Origin of the sequence: Phaeobacter italicus (genome assembly GCF_001258055.1) — a bacterium.
GTDB classification, from domain to species: domain Bacteria; phylum Pseudomonadota; class Alphaproteobacteria; order Rhodobacterales; family Rhodobacteraceae; genus Phaeobacter; species Phaeobacter italicus.
Genome location: NZ_CVRM01000033.1, coordinates 162,371 through 180,574 on the forward strand (window position 1 = coordinate 162,371; position 18,204 = coordinate 180,574).

Genomic DNA, 18,204 nt, shown 5'->3' on the forward strand with positions numbered 1-18,204 from the left:
CGGGGCTCCTTGGCATTAGGGGGAATCACCGGATTGCCGGTGTCATGGTAACGGCAGGAATACGAGATGGCAGAGCTTTTCAACTTCGAACTGAAGGCAACCGACGGTAAGGCACGTACAGGTGTCATCAATACCCCGCGTGGCGAGATCCGCACGCCTGCTTTCATGCCGGTTGGCACTGCTGCAACCGTGAAGGCCATGATGCCTGAAAGCGTGCGCTTGACCGGCGCCGACATTTTGCTCGGCAATACCTACCACCTGATGCTGCGCCCGACGGCGGAACGCATCGACCGGTTGGGGGGCTTGCACAAGTTCATGAACTGGGAACGCCCGATCCTGACGGATAGCGGCGGCTTTCAGGTGATGTCGCTGGCGGGGTTGCGCAAGCTGACCGAGAAGGGCGTGACCTTCAAATCCCATGTGGATGGCTCCAAACACGAGCTGACGCCGGAACGCTCGATGGAGATCCAGCGGCTGTTGGGGTCTGACATCGTGATGTGTTTCGACGAATGTCCCGCGTTGCCTGCGGACCGCGACCGCATTGCTGAATCAATGCGCCTGTCCATGCGTTGGGCCGAGCGGTCGCGCGAGGCGTTCGGGGACCGTCCGGGCCATGCGCTCTTTGGGATCATGCAGGGCGGGCTGGAGCAAGACCTGCGCGAAGAAAGCGCCGAGGCGCTGAAGAAGATCGGTTTTGAGGGCTATGCCGTTGGCGGTCTTGCGGTGGGCGAGGGTCAGGAGGCGATGTTCGACTGTCTGGATTACGCCCCGGGTTTCCTGCCCGAGGACAAGCCGCGCTACCTGATGGGCGTGGGCAAACCCGATGATATCGTCGGCGCGGTGGCGCGCGGGATCGACATGATGGACTGTGTGCTGCCGTCTCGTTCTGGCCGCACGGGTCAGGCGTTTACCCGCTATGGCGTGGTGAACATCAAGAACGCCCGCCACCAGGACGACCCGCGCCCGCTCGATGAGAAGTGCTCCTGCCCGGCGTGCAGCAACTATTCCCGCGCCTACCTGCACCATGTGTTCCGCTCCAACGAGATGATCTCCGGCATGCTGCTGACCTGGCACAACCTGCATTACTTTCAGGAGATCATGGGCGGAATGCGCGAGGCGATTGCGGCGGGCACGTTTGAAGCCTGGCAAAAGGATTTTCACGACACCCGCGCGCAAGGCGATATTGAGCGGCTTTAGGGGGCATCGCTGCCAGCGTTAAGTCAAAGTTGAGGGAATGTTCACTGGCCGGTCCAGCGCCGAACACTTTTGCGCCACAAACGCGCGCTGAAGTGGGAGGCGTACTGGAATGAGTGGAGTGGAGAGACCCGATGAATGAGACTGTTTCAACCGGACTTGCGCATTGCTCGCTGATGGTTCTGCTGGCGGCTGGTGTGGCGATTTTTGCGTTGCTGGATGATGGCGAGGCCCATGCAGGCAAAGGTGGCAGCCTGACTCATTTGACACAAACGGCGACGAAATAGGCCGGTTTTTGCGCCTTTGAGGGGCGAAAAGGCAGGTTTTTGCAAGAAACGCGCAAAAGGGCGGCTCTGACAGGGCCGCCTTTCACCTTTTGGGAACCTTCTGTCGATTTGGTGCCTTGTGGTCCGCTGGCGCAGCGGGCAATGTGATCCCAACCTTGAGGCACGGCGGTTGAAATGTGACAAGCGCTGCACCAGATAACAATTCCAAAGAGGAGACGCGCCGTAGCTGCCGATAACCGGGGTGGGGGCGTCTTGCCAAACCAAAGGACCGAGTATGCAAGAGCCACTCAATTCATCCTATCCCGTCCTGCCGCTGCGCGACATCGTGGTCTTTCCCCACATGATCGTGCCGCTGTTCGTCGGGCGGGACAAATCGGTGCGCGCCTTGGAAGAGGTGATGGCCGATGACAAGCAGATCCTGCTGTCCAGTCAGATCGATCCCGGCGAGGACGATCCCCAGTCCGATGGCATCTACAATGTCGGCGTGCTGGCCAATGTTCTGCAGCTGCTGAAGCTGCCTGATGGCACTGTCAAAGTGCTGGTTGAAGGCCACGCCCGCGTCAAGATCACCGAATATCTGGAAAACGACAGCTTCTTTGAGGCGCGCGCAGAATACCTGAGCGAAATTCCCGGTGACGTCACCACTGTCGAGGCGCTGCTGCGCACCGTTGGCGACGAGTTCGAGCGCTATGCGAAGGTCCGCAAGAACATCCCCGAAGAGGCGCTTTCTGCCGTGGGTGAGACCACCGAACCTGCCAAACTGGCGGATCTTGTGGCCGGCCATCTGGGCATCGAAGTGGACCGCAAGCAGGAGCTGCTGGAAACGCTGTCGGTGTCCGAGCGTCTTGAAAAGGTCTATGGCCTGATGCAGGGCGAATTGTCGGTTCTGCAGGTCGAAAAGAAGATCAAGACCCGCGTCAAATCGCAGATGGAGAAAACCCAGCGCGAGTATTACCTGAATGAGCAGATGAAGGCCATTCAGAAGGAGCTGGGCGACAGCGAGGACGGCTCTAACGAGGTGGCCGAGCTGGAAGCGAAGATCGCGGAAACCAAGCTGTCCAAAGAGGCGCGCGAAAAGGCCGAAGGCGAGCTGAAGAAGCTCAAGAACATGTCGCCCATGTCCGCCGAGGCCACAGTTGTGCGCAACTACCTCGACTGGATCCTGGCGCTGCCGTGGGGCACCAAATCCCGCGTCAAAAAGGACCTGAGCCGGGCGCAGGACATTCTGGATGCCGACCACTATGGTCTGGAGAAGGTCAAGGAACGCATTGTCGAATATCTCGCGGTGCAGCAGCGCTCTGCCAAGCTGAAGGGCCCGATCCTGTGCCTTGTTGGCCCTCCGGGTGTTGGTAAAACCTCGCTTGGTAAATCCGTGGCCAAGGCAACGGGGCGTGAGTTCATCCGCATTTCCCTGGGCGGGGTGCGTGACGAAAGCGAGATCCGTGGCCACCGCCGGACCTATATCGGGTCCATGCCCGGCAAGATCATTCAGGCGCTGAAAAAGGCAAAGACCACCAACCCGCTGATCCTGCTCGATGAGATCGACAAGATGGGGCAGGATTTCCGTGGCGACCCTGCCTCGGCGATGCTGGAAGTGCTGGATCCGGAACAGAACGCGACCTTCATGGACCACTATCTGGAAGTGGAATATGACCTGTCGAACGTGATGTTCCTGACCACCTCGAACAGCTACAACATGCCTGGGCCGCTGTTGGACCGGATGGAGATCATTCCGCTGTCCGGCTACACCGAGGACGAAAAGCGCGAGATCGCCAAGCAGCACCTGATTTCCAAGCAGGTGAAGAACCACGGTCTGAAGGCCAAGGAGTTCGAGCTGACCGATGAGGCGCTGACCGAGGTGATCCGCACCTACACCCGCGAGGCGGGCGTGCGGAACCTGGAGCGTGAAATTGCCAAGGTGGCGCGGAAATCGCTGACCAAGATCGTCAAGAAAGAGACCGAAAGCGTTACGGTTACGCCAGAAAATCTTGATGATTTTCTTGGGGTTGCAAAGTACCGCTATGGTCTGGCCGAGAAAGAGGATCAGGTGGGTGTCGTCACCGGCCTTGCCTATACCTCGGTCGGTGGTGAGCTGCTGAGCATCGAGGCGCTGCGCCTGCCGGGCAAGGGTCGGATGAAGACCACCGGCAAGCTGGGCGATGTCATGAAGGAGTCGATCGAGGCGGCATCTAGCTATGTGCGCTCCATCTCTCCGCAGTTGGGCATCAAGCCGCCGCGCTTTGACAAGTGGGACATTCACGTGCACGTGCCGGATGGGGCCACCCCCAAGGACGGGCCGAGCGCGGGCCTTGCTATGGTGACGGGTATTGTGTCGGTGCTGACGCAAATCCCGGTGCGCAAGGACATCGCCATGACCGGCGAGGTCACCCTGCGTGGCAATGCAACCGCGATTGGTGGTCTCAAGGAGAAGCTGCTGGCGGCGCTGCGTGGCGGCATCAAGACCGTGCTGATCCCGCAGGAAAACGAAAAGGACCTGCCGGATATCCCGGATAACGTGAAAGAGGGGCTGGAAATCATCCCTGTCAGCCATGTGTCCGAAGTGCTGAAGCACGCGCTTGTTTCGCAGCCGGAGCCCATTGAATGGGACGAGGATGCAGAAGAGGCCGCGGCAGCCGCCAAGGCGGCACTGGGCGCGTCTGATGACAGCGCCAGCGCAACGGCACATTGATCGCCAGTTTGATCTGAGCGCATTGAACTGAACGCAATGGACTAAACGCAAAGGGCGGCCCTCTGGGTCGCCCTTTTGCATGTCTCTGTGCAAGTGCCGGCCCGACAGCCAAGCCGTGCGAGCGGGCGAACTGTGCGAGCTGGAAAACTGTGACAGGCGGTTTCGGTCCTGTCCTGCGGCCCTATTTGCCTGCGACATCCTCATAGTCGCCAAGGCGGATATACATGATTTCACGGTATAATTTGATCGTAGGGCGCATGCCGAAGAGGATTGAGCCGATCAGGAACAGCCAGGTTCCGATGGTCACGGTCGCATCATTGAAAAACAGGATAGAGCCCACCACAAACAGCAGCGCCGCAGAGACATCGACAAAGGTGTAGGCGATTTCGCAATATGCGTAGATCTTTTTGTGGCGGTCACTGCGGTTGCGATTGTCGGGGTGAAACAGGGCCATCTTGTCCTCCGTCGCTTTGGTCTGGTTTGGTGGCTTTTCATCTTAACGCGCGGGCGCGCGATTGGTTCAGCTTCCGGCGTCTGGACACTGCTGGCATGAAAAAGGGCGACCCCATTGGGGCCGCCCGGATAAGGTTTTATTCTTGTTCCCGATGTTTCGGGCTCTTCCGTCTGGCGCCGGCTCTTGCGCGGCGGGGTTGATCCGATGGGCCGCGCAGGGCGGGGCCCGTCGAATGGTCTGGTCTAGGCTGCCTTTGGCGCCATCTTGGCCTGGACGGTTGCGATGGCCACGGCATCCGGGCTGGTATCTTCGGCGGTTGCCTGTTTCAGGATGGCGTCAAGTGTCACCACCAGCGCATCAAGGCGCTCTGCAACATAGGCGTTGCGGTTGCCGATCTTGAGGATCTCGGTCGCGACATTGATGATGCCGCCGCCATTTGCAACGAAATCCGGGGCGTAAAGGATGCCACGGGCATGCAGCGCCTGACCATCTTCAGCGGTGGCAAGCTGGTTGTTCGCCCCACCCGCAACAACAGCGACCTTGAGCTGGGGGATGGTGGTTGCGTTCAGGATCCCGCCGATGGCGCAGGGGGCAAAGATGTCTGCCTCAACCGCATAGATCTGATCCGGGGTGACTGCCGTGGCGCCAAAGCGCTCGACTGCGCGCGCGACCTGGGTGGTGTTGACATCCGTGACCACCAGTTTTGCGCCTGCCTTGTTGAGGAAATCGCAGAGATACCAGCCAACGTGACCAAGCCCCTGCACGGAAATGGTTACATCCTTGAGACTGTCGCTGCCGGTTTTATGCGCCCAGGTCTGACGGATCGCGTTGAAAATGCCCCGCGCGGTGATCGGCGAGGGGTCGCCAGAGGCAAATTCACCATCCGAAAGACCGGCAACATGGTTCGTTTCCTCGGCCAGGATCGCCATGTCGGTCGGGCTCATGCCCATGTCTTCGGCGGTGATGTAGCGGCCGTCCAGCTTGTCGATGGCACGGGCAAAAGCCCGCAGCAGCTCGGGGGTCTTGTCCTTGGCGGGATCACCGATGATCACCGCCTTGCCGCCACCAAGGGCGAGGCCCGCAGCGGCATTTTTGTAGGTCATGCCCTCGGACAGACGCTGCACGTCGACCAGCGCGTCCTCGGCGCTGTCATAGGGGCGCATGCGCAGCCCACCCGCCGCCGGACCCAGCAGGGTCGAATGGACGGCGATAAAGCCGGTCAGCCCAACAGAGGCGTCTTCGACGCGGTAGATTTCTTCATGCGTCGGTGTGGCGACAGGGGTGAGTGTGAGTGTCATGGGTGGGGTGCTCCTCCGTTTCGACAGAGATTACCACCAGCTGTTTGCCGGTTTTCGCCAAATTCACGCGTATGAATTGCCAGATTTGGAGGTTTCCGCTATCTTGGCCGCACCTATTGGAGGAAAATCGTGGATCAGATCGATCGCAAGATCCTTGCCGCCTTGCAGGACAATGGCCGGATGAAGATCGCAGACCTTGCAGAGGCCGTTGGGCTGTCGCCGACCCCCTGTGCGCGCAGAGTGGCCAACCTCGAAGATCGGGGGGTGATTTCGGGTTATTCGGCGCGGGTCAATCAGGCGGAGGTTGGGCTTCCGGTGACGATTTTTGTCGCGGTCGAGCTGGAACGGCAATCCACCGAAGCGCTGCAGGCGTTCGAGGCGGCGGTGCGGCGGTTCGATCAGGTGATGGAGTGCTATCTGATGACGGGTAGCCGGGATATTCTGCTGCGCGTGGTGGCGCGGGATCTGACGGATTTCGACCAGTTTCTTGAGCACCGCCTGATGCGGGTGCCCGGTATTCGCAACACGCGCTCCAGCTTTACGCTGCGCACCATGATTGATCGCAACCAACTGCCGCTGGGCTAGGGGCACGGCGGTTTCCCGCGCGGGCAGGGGCGGGGCAGAAATTTGCCCGCGACCGAAAATTTTTGCGCCCTCCCTCTTGCAGCGCAGAAGCCCGCCCGGTAATACCGCCCTCACGGGTGATTAGCTCAGTGGTAGAGCGCTTCGTTCACATCGAAGATGTCAGGAGTTCAAATCTCTTATCACCCACCATCCTCCCCAATTTGTCTTGTGTCACAGCGGTCGCTGTTGCGTGGTTTTGTGCTGATGTCATTGGCCTGACAGGATCATGTCGGCGGCTTTTTCTGCGATCATGATGACCGGCGAGGCGGTGTTGCCCGAGACAATCCTTGGCATGATTGAGGCATCGACAACCCTTAGCCCGAAAATCCCATTGACGCGCAGCTGCGGGTCAACCACGGCGGCGGGATCGGTGCCCATGCGGCAGGTGCCGACGGGGTGAAAGATGGTGGTGGCGATATTTCCCGCTTGCTCCAGAATATCGGCATCGCTCTGGATCTTGGGGCCGGGCAGGATTTCCTCAGGCTCATGTTTGGCAAGCGCCTTTGCGGTCATGATCTCTCTGGCCTGGCGGATTGAGGCAACGGCTACGCGTTTGTCGTTTTCGCTGGAGAGATAGTTCAGGCGAATGTCAGGCTGACGGCTGCTGTCCGGCGTGGCGATATGGCAGCTGCCGGTGCTTTGCGGGCGCAGGTTGCAGACCGAGACAGTGATCGCCGGGAAGGGATGCAGCGGATCCCCCAGTTTGTCGGTGGACAGGGGTTGGACGTGATATTCCAGATCGGGCATTTCGAGCGAGGGGTCGGATTTGGTGAACATGCCGAATTGGCTGGGCGCCATCGACATTGGCCCGCTTTGATTGAACGCATATTGCGCGCCGATCTTCAGCTTGCCGAGTGTGGAATTGGCCAATGTGTTCAGTGTCTTGGCGTTCTTCACCTTGAAAACCGTGCGGATCTGCAGATGGTCCTGCAGGTTCTCGCCAACCCCCGGCAGATCATGCAGCGGCGCGATCCCGAGTGAGGACAGCAGATCACCATTGCCGATGCCGGAGAGTTCAAGGATCTTTGGCGAGTTGATTGCACCTGCTGCCAACAGCACCTCGCGGCGTGCGCGCGCGACACAGTTGCGGCCCTTGTGGTGAAAGATCACCGCCTCTGCCCGTTTGCCATCCAGTCGGATCTGGCGGGTTTCTGCATGGGTGAGGACGCGCAGGTTGCTGCGGTTTCTGGCGGGGCGCAAAAAGGCCTTGGCGGTGTTCCAGCGCACGCCGTTGTTCTGGTTCACTTCGAAAAAGCCAGAGCCTTCGTTGTTGCCGTCGTTGAAATCGGCGCGCGGCTGAATGCCGAACTCCTTTGCGCCTTCCTGGACGGCATCAAGGATGTCCCATTTCAATTTCTGCCGCGAGACCTTCCATTCGCCGCCACCCCCGTGCAGGGCGGTTTTGCCTGCGTGGTGGTCTTCGGATTTGCGGAAATAGGGCAGCACGTCCTCCCAAGACCAGCCGGGATTGCCCAGCTGGCGCCACAGGTCGTAGTCGCTGGACTGGCCGCGCATGTAGATCATGCCGTTGACCGAGGTGCAGCCCCCCAGCACCTTGCCACGCGGGTAGGCGAGGCTGCGCCCGTTCAGCCCCGGTTCCGGCGCGGTTTTCATCATCCAGTCGGTTCGCGGATTGCCGATGCAATAGAGATAGCCGACCGGGATATGGACCCAATGGTAATTGTCCGATCCGCCTGCCTCCAAGAGCAGGACGCGGTTTTTGGGGTCCGCGCTGAGCCGGTTGGCAAGAACGCAGCCCGCAGTGCCTGCGCCGATGATGATATAGTCGTAGTCGCCGCGATCGTGCGGTTGGGTCGTTGTCATTGCTGTGATGTCCTGCAGCGGGGGCGGAGGGTCGCTCTGTCTGTTGCTCTCTTGTGGGTCAGAGATGCGTTTCGGCCCATAGCGGGCGAAGGGCGTCGCGAAGCGCGAGGTAACGGCGGTAGCGGGTTTCGTAATGCGCGGCCATGTCCGGGTCGGGGACAAAGGTCTGCCGGGTGCGGACCATCTGGCGCAGGCCGCTTTCGTAGTCACCAAACAGTCCGGTACCGACCCCGGCGCCAATCGCCGCGCCAAGCGCCCCGGTTTCCTGCGCTTCTGCGACGCGAACGGGTACGCCCAGACCATCGGCAAAAATCTGTGGCCAGACCGGGCTGCGTGCGCCGCCTCCCGACAGGGCTGCGTTGTCGAAGGTGACGCCGGCTGCGCGCAGCACTTCGATGTGGCGGCGGTGTTCAAACATCACCCCCTCAAACAGGGCGCGTAACATGTGGCCTTCTCCGTGCCAGCCGGCCACGCCGTAAAATCCGGCCCGAAAGGATGCTCCCTCGCGCGAGCCATAAAGGAAGGGATGAAAAAGCGGGTCATCCGCCGCCGGTGTGATTTCTTGGACGCGGGCATTGCAGTAGCCGAAGGGATCATCGTGATGGCCGCCGCGTTCGACGAATTCGCGGACGTACCATTCCAGATTGGCCGCTGACGTTGCGCTGGATTCGATATTGAGATACCGGCCTGCGCCAAAGGCTGCGACCATGAAGACATCGCGGTTGCGCACCGGTTCCTTGGAAAAGACCTGATTGATGCTCCAGGTGCCCGCGATGATAGAAGCCTCTGCCGGTTCCACCACACCAGAGCCCATCGCGCTGGATACCACGTCGAAATACCCTGCAATCACCGGTGTGCCTTCGGCCAGGCCAGTGCTGGCGGCGGCCTCTTGGGTGACGGTGCCGATGATATCGGCCGGGTCCGCCAGATCGGGGAGCAGGGCGGCGGCGTCTTCAAGGCCGTAGAGCGCGAGCAGGTCGCTGTCATAACGGGCCTGAGGCAGGCGCAGCAGCCCGCAGCCCGACATGTCGGAGAGATCACTGCGCCGCTGCCCGGTGAGCCGGAAGGTCACGAAATCCTTGCACATCAGCAAGGTCGCCGCGCGGCTATAGAGATCGGGGCGGTTTTGCTTAACCCAGGCCAGCAGAACCGGAGTCTGCGAGGGCCAGGGCGACTGCAGGCAGATTTCGTGCAGCGCATCGCCTGCCTCTACGTCCAGCTGCGCAGCAAGCGCGCTGGCGCGGGTATCAAGGGACTGGATGCCGATGACCGGCTCTCCCGCTCGGTCAATGAGATACAGACCATTGCCGTGGCCCGCACAGCCAATGGCGCGGATCTGCTCTGGCCGGATCCCGGCCTTGGTGATGCAGGCGCGGATGGCCTGGCGGGCGTTGTCCCACAGTTCATCCAGATCGCGCTCTACCTGACCGGGGGCAGGTGTTTGGGAGGCCCCATCAAGGGCCGCCATGGCGATCTGGTGGCCGTCCGTATCAAACAGGACGGCCTTGATCACGGTGTTGCCGGCATCCAGCCCCAACAGATATTCGCTAGTGTCAGCCACGGTTGTAGATATCCCATGCTTCTTCGCCACTTGCGCCCTGATGGATCATCGCCATGAGAGCGGACACGACGGCCTTTGGGTTGTCATGCTGATAGATATTGCGGCCATAGACCATGCCTTTTGCGCCCTGCGCCATCAGAGCGGCCGATTTCATCAGCACGGTCTTGAGGTCTTCCTTGCCGCCGCCGCGCACAAGGACTGGCACCCGCGCTGCTTCGATTACGCGGTGAAAGTCTTCGGGGTTTTCGGTCGGGTCGGCCTTGATGATGTCTGCGCCCATCTCGCTTGCCAGACGGGTGAGGGTGACGATTTTCTCTGCGTTGCCATCAACCTGATAGCCGCCGCGCACGTCATTGGGCAGCATGACCAGCGGTTCGATCATCAGTGGCATGCCGTATTTGTGGCAGGCTGCGCGCACGCGCGAGATGTTTTCGACGCATTGGCGAAACAGTTCCGGCTCGTCCGGCAGCATGAACAGGTTCACAACAACCGCGGCGGCATCCATTTCTAGGGCACCAATGATCGGCTCGTCTGCGTTTTGCAGCATCGACCACATCACACGGTGACGCTGGTCATTGTAGGGGTTGCCCATGTCGATGCGCATGACCAGTGCTGGTTTGTCCTTTTCCGGACGGCTTTGCAGCAGATCGGCCTGACCATAGGCGCATTGGATGGCGTCCGGGCGGGCGTCGATTAGCGTGTTCATGACGGCCGGCATGTCTTCCAGTCCGACCATGAAGCTGGGTTCATTGCAGACCCCGTGATCGATCGCCACGTCGAGGCAACCGCCGTGGGTGAAAAGACGGTTCATGCGGGCTTTGGTGCTTAGGCGCATTGGGTACTCCTTGGTCTTGATCTTTGTGCGAGCATTTCGGCGCTGACGCCGTGATATTGGTGCAGCTCGGTGATGAGGGTTTCGATTTCTGTCTGGGTGGTGTCGCCACTCCAGCCGAGTGTCTTTGCCATCTGCATGGCGATGTCCTGGATCATCGGCAGGGAAATCCGACCGGTGATGGCCAGGCTGGTGCGGCGCAGGACCACATCAGAGAGGTGGCGGGCGTATTCATGGGTCACGAACCAGTCGATTTCGCCGCTGCTGACAGCCTGATCCGCGTCCTGGGGCAGGGGGGCTGATTGCAGCGAACATTGGCGCAGCAGTTCGTGGGCAGAGGTGCCGTAGGTCTGGGCAAGGTGGTGGGCACGTTCTTGGCCCAGTCCTAAGGTCTGCGCCAATGTGGCGGCAAGGGTTGCGTGATCGCGCGGAAAATCGCGCCCCCCCCCAATCGGCAAATCCTGCGTGGAGCATTTGCGCGCTGTTCCAAGCATCTCCAGCGCTTCGTCTGCGGTTTGTTCGGCAAAGGCGCGGAAGGTCGTCCATTTGCCACCCACCATGCAGATTTGGGGGATGTCCCCGTCGATCCGATGGGTGAAGTGGCCGCGTGAGATCCGCCCGGTGAATTCCTGATCGCTGCGGGGCAGGGGACGGATGCCGCTATAGCTGAAGACGACCTGATCGGGCGTAAGGGCCAGATCGGGAAAGACGCGGCGCAGCGAGGCCAGAATATAGTCGCGTTCGCTGTCTTCGCAGCGGGTCCGCCCGACAGTGTCGACGCGAATATCGGTGGAGCCTGCAAGCACTTTGCCGAGATAGGGAAACACGATGCAAACCCGGCCATCGGCATTTTCGAAAAAGATCATATGCCCATCCAGCGCCCGGAACAGCTCTGGCGCGTCAAGGATGAGATGTGACCCCTTGGTGCCGGAAACCAGCGGTCTGCGGTCGCCGATGTTTCCCGGTTTCGGGGGGGCAAGACTATGGCGTACCTCGTCCAGCCACGCCCCCGAGGCGTTGATGATCAGTTTGGGGCGGATCGCATGGCTCAGGCCGCTTTCCCGGTCGCAGATTTCAAATCCGTCCCCAATGGGGCGGGCCTCGGCGTAGTTCAGCGCGATGGAGTGCGGGGCCGCGTGCCTTGTGTCGCGGATCAGCTCGATCCCCAGGCGTTCGGGCATGGAGATCCACGCATCATAATAGGTCGCGGAATAGCGCAGATCCTGCATCAGAGCAGGCCACTTGCGATGGGTTGCGCGCGCGGTACGAAAGCGGTGGGGGGGCAGTTGGCGGCGCTTGCGGGTGACAAAATCATAGAGCGACAGGCCCACCTTCACAGGGAGCGCACCGCGTTGGGCCGGACGACCCGCCCAGCCGAAAAAGCTGATTGCGGCGTTGAACAGGCCGGACAGATGCGTGGTCAGCGGAATGGTGGTCGGCAGGGGCTGCACCAGATGTGGTGCGTTGCGCAAAAGGGCGTCCCGCTCGGCCAGAGATTCCCGGACCAGATCAAATTCGCCGTTTTCAAGGTAGCGCAGCCCGCCGTGGATCATCCGGGAGGGGGCAGCACTGCAGCCGGAGCAGAAATCGTGTTTTTCCACCAAAAGCACGCGCAGCCCCTGCAGCGACAGATCCCGGTAAACGCCAAGGCCGTTGATCCCGCCCCCAATGACAAGGACGTCAAAGTCGCCATTCTGGCGGATGCGGTCGAAGTCGTCCTGTCGGGTCATGGGCAAGTCTCTTCCGTTCGCCGGGACTGCGTGTCCCGGCGTTGCAATGGCGGATAGGGGGCGGGTTGGGGTTAGGCGTCTAGGTCGCGCAGATGCCGCGCTGCTGCGTGGCTGATCAGGTCGAGTTCCTCTGCGCTGAGCCGCAATCTCCCGGCGGCGGCGTTTTCGCGGGCCTGTTGCGGGTTTCGCGCCCCGCAGAGCGAGAAGGTGATGCCGGGTTGCTGCACGGTCCAGGCAATCACGATCTGCGCAAGGCTGGCGTCATGTTGATCCGCGACCGGGGCGATGTCCTCCATCATGGCGGCGATCTTCTGCCGGTTGGGCTGCGAAAAGCGCGGATTGTCCTTGCGCTGATCGTCGCCGGAAAAGACGCGATCCGGTCCGACCTTGCCGCTCAGCAGGCCAAGCGCCAGCGACGAATAGCTCAGCACCGAAACCCCATGCTCGCTGCACAGGGGCAGAAGCGAGGTTTCAATGTCACGTTTGACCATGCTGTATTCTTCCTGCACCGCGTCCAGCTGGCCTGCCGCGACATAGGCGGCGATGTCTTCGGTGGTGGTGTTGCTGGCCCCGATGGAGCGGATCTTGCCCTGCGTTTTGAGCTGCTCCAACGCCTCCATCGTTTCGTCGATCGGCGTGGTCGGATCCTGCCAATGGGTGATGTAGTGGTCGATGTAATCGGTGCGCAGGCGGCGCAGGCTTTGTTCGACCTCGTAGATGATCGCGTCCTTGCCCAGATAGCGGTGAACCGGCGCGCCATCGTAGTCAAAGAAGTGGTTGCCTTTCTGGGTGTGCCAGACGAGCCCGCATTTCGTGGCCAGCACGACCTCATCCCGCCGTCCCTGCAAGGCCTTGCCGACGATTTCTTCGGCCAGGCCCTGACCATAGGCCGGGGCCGTATCGATGAGCGTGACCCCCGCATCCACCGTGGCCTGAATGGCCGAGATCGAGGCCTCTTCGTCCGTGCCGCCCCACATCCAGCCACCAATGGCCCAGGTGCCAAGCCCGATCACCGAGGCCTCGATGCCGGAGCGGCCGATGGCGCGTTTCATCATGTCATGCTGCATGTTCTGTTCCTTCCATCTGTGCGAGGACCGCTGTCACGGTCTCCTCGTCCAAAACCAGTTTGTTGACCAAATGCCCGTTCAAAACCGCCTGGATGGGACGGGCCTTGTGGGGGCCTGCTGCCACGCCGATCACGGTGCGGCAGCTGCGGATTTCCTCGGGACTGAGGGCGACGAGACGCCGGTTCAGCCCATAGTCTGCCAGCTGACCGTTGCGTCCGATCAGATGGGCCATGAATTCTGCCGTGACCCCCATGCTGACAAGCATCTTGCGATCGGCTTCGGGGACCGGGTTGAGGTCGTAGTAGCTGGAGCCGCGCGGCTCTACCGACCCGATCCCCGTCAGCGCCACATCCGCCCTGCGGGCCAGATCAAAGACTTCCTTGATGGACGCCATGTCGGTCAGCATGTTGCGCTGTTCCGTGTTCTCGGCAAAGAGCGGGGCATGCACCAACATCGGCTTGCCGCCCAGACGTTCGGCCATCCGTGTCACGAGGTGATTTACGTCGGTGTAGAATTTCCCCTGAACCCCGCCCGTCAGCGGCACCACCGTCACGTCGAGCGCCCGCTCAGGCGAGAGGTTTTCGACCACCGCGCTGACGGCCTTGCCGCCGGTGATGGCAATGACGTCGCCGTCGCGGATCGTCTCCATCAGCATGTTCGCGGCTGCCTTGCCCACCTGCTGCAGCTTGGTGTCGGCATTGCCGGACACCGTTGGGGTCACCATCGCCGAGCTGAGGGCGGTGGCGGAAACCAGGCGGGCCTCAAGCTCTGACAGCCTCTCAAACGGGCTTTCGATGTCGATCTTGACCATCCCCAGTTTGCGGCCCTGGGCGATCAGGCGGTTCACCTTGGAGGTGGAGAGGTTCAGTTTGGTTGCGATTTCGGACTGTTTCATGCCTTCGATGAAGTGCAGGACAAGAACAGTGTGGATCTGTCGGGTCAGTTGAAAGTCGGGGCTTGGATCGGCCATCTGCTCACCTCCGCCGCTTGTTCAGGTAGTGGTCGATGGATACCGCCGCCAACAGGATCGAGCCTCGGATGATGTCCTGCCAGTAGACCGAGACATCGAGGAGGGCGAGGGAACTGGAGACGACCGACAACAGCACCGCGCCAAGGATGGCACCGAAGATGGTGCCGGAGCCGCCATTGAGGCTGGCCCCACCGATCACGGCGGCGGCGATGACATTCAGTTCCATCCCAAGTCCAAAGGTCGGCTGGGCCGAGCCAAAGCGGGCCATGTAGATGATGCCCGCTACACCACAAAGCGCAGAGCAGAGCGTGGTGGTGAGGAAGATGACCTTTTTCGTGCGGATGCCGGAATAGGCGGCGGCCTTTTCGTTGCTGCCGGTATAGAACACTTTGCGAAATGCGGTGGTGCGGCGCAGCATGAAGTCAAAGGCCAGGACCACGATCAGAAAGATGATAATGACCAGCGGGATCGGGCCAATGGCCCCCTGACCGATGAATTTGAACTCAGCAGGCAAGGTAAAGAGACCAATGGGGCGACCGCCGGTGAACAAGAGACAGGCGCCACGGGCAATCACCATCACTGCGAGGGAGACGATAAAGTGGTGCAGGCCGACGCGGGTGACGAAAAACCCCATGAAAGCGCCAATGCCGGTGCAGGCGGCAATCGAGATGAGCGAGGCAACCCAAGGGTCGATGCCCTGCAGGAAAAGCCAGCCTGCAATCACCATAGCCAGTGCCGTGACAGAGCCCACTGACAGATCAATGCCGCCTGAGATCAGCAGAATGGTCATGCCGACCACCACGATGCCTTCAACCGCGAAGGCCATGACCATCGCGCGGATGTTGACCCAGGTCAGAAAGTAGGGCGAGGCAAAGGACATCCCGATACAGAGCGCCAGAATAATCAGGATCAGCCCTGTCTCGCGCATTCTGAGGAGTTTCTTCAGCGCACCCATGCCCTGTGTTGCAGGCGGTGCCAGATTGATCGACTTTTCCACGGGTGCCTCCCTCAGGCGCTTTGCAGTTGGGCATCGGCGGCGTCCAGAACGGAGGCCAGATGCATGATGTTTTCTTCGGTCATGTCTTCACCGCTGACTTCGCCACTGATCTGTCCCTCCCGGACGACCAGCACGCGGTCACAGACCCCGATCAGTTCGGGCAGTTCCGATGAGATCACCACGATGCCCACGCCAGAGCGCGCCAGGTCACGCAGAATGCGGTGGATTTCGGCCTTGGCGCCCACATCGACGCCGCGCGTCGGCTCATCCAGAAAGATCAGTTTGGGGTCGACCGACAGCATCTTGGCAATGGCCACCTTTTGCTGGTTGCCCCCGGAGAGCGAGGAAACCGGATCGCTGAGGCGGCCGTATTTGATGTTCAGCTTGGCGGCGAGCGTTTCAGCCAGATCCGTTTCGCGCGCGGCATCGATGGTGCCGACCCGGTTGCCGACAAGCCCGAGGTCGAGGGCCGAGATGTTTTCGGCAATCGACATGTCGAGAAAGACACCGTCGCCTTTGCGATCTTCGGAAAGATAGACCATCCCTGCACGGATGCTGTCCCCGTAGGTTCTGATCGACAGGGGAGTGCCGTTGAGCGAAATGTCACCTGAAACATCGCCTTCCAGCTGGCAGATGCCTTTGACGATCTCGCTGCGTCCGGCGCCAATCAGACCTGCCAGCCCCAGCACCTCGCCACGTTTGAGTTGAAAGGAAATGTCGCGAAAGCGCTGCGCTTCGCTGAGGTTGCGCACGTCAAGGATCGGTGGTGTCCTATCCGATGCACAATCCTGCGGGCGCATCTTGTCCGGATAAAGCGTGTCGACCACCCGCCCGACCATCGCGTTGACCACATCTGATGGCGCGATATCCGCGACAGTCTGTGTGGTGATGTACTGGCCATCGCGAAACACCGTGACCCGATCACAATTGTCAAAGATCTCGACCATTCGGTGGGAGATATAGATGATGGAAATACCCTGATCGGCCAAACGCCGCATGATCGAAAACAGGATCTGGGCTTCGCGTTCAGTCAGGGCTGCGGTGGGTTCATCTAGGATGAGCACCTTGCAATCGAGGGTCAGGGCCTTGGCGATCTCAACCAGCTGTTGATGGGAAATCGGCAGATCACGCACCAGCATGGCCGAGTCGATATCGGCGAGCTGTCCGAGGATGCTGCGCGCGCGGTCTTCCAGGGCGCGATAGTCCATCAGCAGGCGGCGGCTGATGTTGGTGGCGGACATAAAGATGTTTTCGGCAACACTCACATCCGGGCACAGAGCAATTTCCTGATGCACCAGCCCGATCCCCAGTTTCTGGGCTTCGGTGGGCGAGGCGATGCTGACGGGGGTGCCGTTCCAGCAGATGGTTCCGCTGTCGGGCTGTAGGATGCCGTCGATGATATTCATCAAGGTAGATTTGCCCGCACCGTTTTCCCCGGCCAGGGCATGGATCTCTCCCCTGCGCAGTTCGAAATTGACCCCACGCAGGGCGCGCACCGCGCCAAAGGATTTGTGGAGGTCAGAGATGTTCAGGATCACGTCGTCTTGCATGGGCCGGTCCGGGCTAGAGGGCGGAGGCGGGCCAGTGCGGCCCGCCATTGAGGTCAGCTGGGGTCGCGACCTTCCATGTAGGTGTTCAGGTCAAAACTGTCGGCGTTTGCCTTGGTGATGACTGCAAACCCATTGTCGACAAAGGGGATCTGAACCGGATTGTAGCCAGAGACCTTGTAGTCGTTGAACGGGTCAAACACATCGGAATGCGACGCCATGAAGGTGGCGAGGAAACCCATGAAGCCCTGCATGCCCTGGTTGGGGTTCAAAGCCATGTGGATATTGCCTGCCTTGATGTGTTCCAGTGTCACCGGGGTGATATCGGCGTGCATGACCAAGACGTCGGACTTGGCTTCCAGGATGGCTGCAACCGCACCTTCGGCAGAGCCTGCTTCGGGGATCCAGATCGCGCCAAGATCGGGGTTGGCCTGCAGGATCGATGCGGTGGCGCGATAGGCGGCGGTGCTGTCCTGATTGGTGGCCTGACGTCCCACCAGTTTCATCTCCGGATAGTTTGCCTCCATATAGTCGATGAGAGCAGTGACGCGCAGATCGTGGTTGGACTGGCCGGGGTTTTCCAGAACGGCATACTGGCCGCTTTCACCGATCTGCTTGACGATTTCATCGGCGGCAAATTTTGCCTCGGCGAGATTGTCGGAGGTGATATAGGCGGTGCGGTTGGATTTTGGGGAATCTGCCGCAAAGGTGACGATCTCGGTGCCGTTTTCGATGGCGCGGTTGATCGGTTCGATGAACGGATCCGACTGCATCGGATGCACCAGGATGCCTGCGGGCTGTTTCACCATGTCCTGTTCGAAGGACGCGATTTGCTTGGTGATGTCGTAATCCGGTGTGCCCGAGAAAATCGTCTCGCAGCCAAAGGCCTCGGCCGCCTGTTTAAAGCCCTGATAGACAGGAACCCAATAGGGGTGACCAGAGACCATGACGTTCATGATATACGTCTCACCGGGTTCGCAGCGCAGGCCGCTTTCTGCCTGAACCGGAGTGGCGGATGCCATCGACAATGCGACTGCGGCCGGGGCCAAAGCCGCGACAAAGGCGGTTTTCTTCATATTTTCCTCCCAAGTGCTGGGGTGGTTTACCCCTGATAAGGCCGCGATGACCTG

General features: G+C 60.6%; 15 protein-coding genes and 1 tRNA gene. 5 read left to right on the top strand and 11 right to left on the bottom strand.

The window, feature by feature from the left end:
- Nucleotides 1–66: 66 nt before the first annotated feature.
- The 3 genes from tgt (at nt 67) to lon (ending at nt 4,170) form a co-directional block, all read left to right on the top strand.
- Nucleotides 67–1,197: a tRNA guanosine(34) transglycosylase Tgt gene (gene tgt, locus NIT7645_RS15715; protein WP_008560749.1), complete on the top strand. Its 1,131-nt coding sequence runs from the start codon at nt 67–69 to the stop codon at nt 1,195–1,197.
- A gap of 131 nt (nt 1,198–1,328) precedes the next feature.
- Nucleotides 1,329–1,481, top strand: a complete 153-nt coding sequence (locus NIT7645_RS19555; RefSeq protein WP_008559840.1) for a hypothetical protein — start codon at nt 1,329–1,331, stop codon at nt 1,479–1,481.
- A gap of 274 nt (nt 1,482–1,755) precedes the next feature.
- Nucleotides 1,756–4,170, top strand: coding sequence for an endopeptidase La (lon, locus tag NIT7645_RS15720; RefSeq protein WP_008563282.1), 2,415 nt, complete (start codon nt 1,756–1,758; stop codon nt 4,168–4,170).
- 181 nt (nt 4,171–4,351) lie between these two features.
- Here lon and NIT7645_RS15725 read toward each other — a convergent pair whose 3' ends face one another.
- Entirely contained in the window at nt 4,352–4,624 is a 273-nt protein-coding gene (locus tag NIT7645_RS15725) for a YrhK family protein (protein ID WP_008560522.1), read from the bottom strand.
- A gap of 242 nt (nt 4,625–4,866) precedes the next feature.
- On the bottom strand, nt 4,867–5,922 hold the full coding sequence (locus NIT7645_RS15730) for a Leu/Phe/Val dehydrogenase (protein WP_008560042.1): 1,056 nt from the start codon (nt 5,920–5,922) through the stop codon (nt 4,867–4,869).
- Nucleotides 5,923–6,051: 129 nt separating this feature from the next.
- On the opposite strand from NIT7645_RS15730, the gene NIT7645_RS15735 reads away from it, so the two are divergent.
- On the top strand, nt 6,052–6,507 hold the full coding sequence (locus NIT7645_RS15735; RefSeq protein ID WP_008559052.1) for an Lrp/AsnC family transcriptional regulator: 456 nt from the start codon (nt 6,052–6,054) through the stop codon (nt 6,505–6,507).
- Between the two features lie 114 nt (nt 6,508–6,621).
- Nucleotides 6,622–6,696: transfer RNA gene (locus NIT7645_RS15740), tRNA-Val, on the top strand.
- Between the two features lie 57 nt (nt 6,697–6,753).
- On the opposite strand, the gene NIT7645_RS15745 is transcribed toward NIT7645_RS15740, so the two are convergent.
- The 9 genes from NIT7645_RS15745 to NIT7645_RS15785 form a co-directional block, all read right to left on the bottom strand.
- Nucleotides 6,754–8,370, bottom strand: coding sequence for a GMC family oxidoreductase (locus NIT7645_RS15745; protein WP_008560841.1), 1,617 nt, complete (start codon nt 8,368–8,370; stop codon nt 6,754–6,756).
- A 58-nt stretch (nt 8,371–8,428) separates the two neighbouring features.
- The gene (locus NIT7645_RS15750) at nt 8,429–9,931 is read right to left on the bottom strand and encodes an FGGY-family carbohydrate kinase (protein WP_008560942.1); all 1,503 of its coding nucleotides are present in this window, start codon (nt 9,929–9,931) and stop codon (nt 8,429–8,431) included.
- On the bottom strand, nt 9,924–10,766 hold the full coding sequence (locus NIT7645_RS15755) for a class I fructose-bisphosphate aldolase (protein WP_008560665.1): 843 nt from the start codon (nt 10,764–10,766) through the stop codon (nt 9,924–9,926). Before NIT7645_RS15755 ends, NIT7645_RS15750 begins: the two co-directional genes overlap by 8 nt.
- Entirely contained in the window at nt 10,757–12,493 is a 1,737-nt protein-coding gene (locus NIT7645_RS15760) for a glycerol-3-phosphate dehydrogenase/oxidase (protein ID WP_008561904.1), read from the bottom strand. The genes NIT7645_RS15755 and NIT7645_RS15760 overlap by 10 nt, the downstream gene beginning before the upstream one ends.
- Nucleotides 12,494–12,564: 71 nt before the next feature.
- Complete coding sequence (locus tag NIT7645_RS15765) at nt 12,565–13,560, bottom strand: aldo/keto reductase (RefSeq protein WP_008561247.1); 996 nt, start codon at nt 13,558–13,560, stop codon at nt 12,565–12,567.
- Nucleotides 13,550–14,530, bottom strand: coding sequence for a sugar-binding transcriptional regulator (locus NIT7645_RS15770; protein ID WP_008559998.1), 981 nt, complete (start codon nt 14,528–14,530; stop codon nt 13,550–13,552). The genes NIT7645_RS15765 and NIT7645_RS15770 overlap by 11 nt, the downstream gene beginning before the upstream one ends.
- Before the next feature lie 4 nt (nt 14,531–14,534).
- Entirely contained in the window at nt 14,535–15,527 is a 993-nt protein-coding gene (locus NIT7645_RS15775) for an ABC transporter permease (protein WP_008561771.1), read from the bottom strand.
- An 11-nt stretch (nt 15,528–15,538) separates the two neighbouring features.
- Nucleotides 15,539–17,077, bottom strand: a complete 1,539-nt coding sequence (locus NIT7645_RS15780) for a sugar ABC transporter ATP-binding protein (protein WP_008560234.1) — start codon at nt 17,075–17,077, stop codon at nt 15,539–15,541.
- A gap of 53 nt (nt 17,078–17,130) precedes the next feature.
- A complete protein-coding gene (locus tag NIT7645_RS15785) occupies nt 17,131–18,150 on the bottom strand; it encodes a substrate-binding domain-containing protein (protein ID WP_008561443.1) in 1,020 nt (339 codons plus the stop codon).
- Between the last annotated feature and the right edge of the window lie 54 nt (nt 18,151–18,204).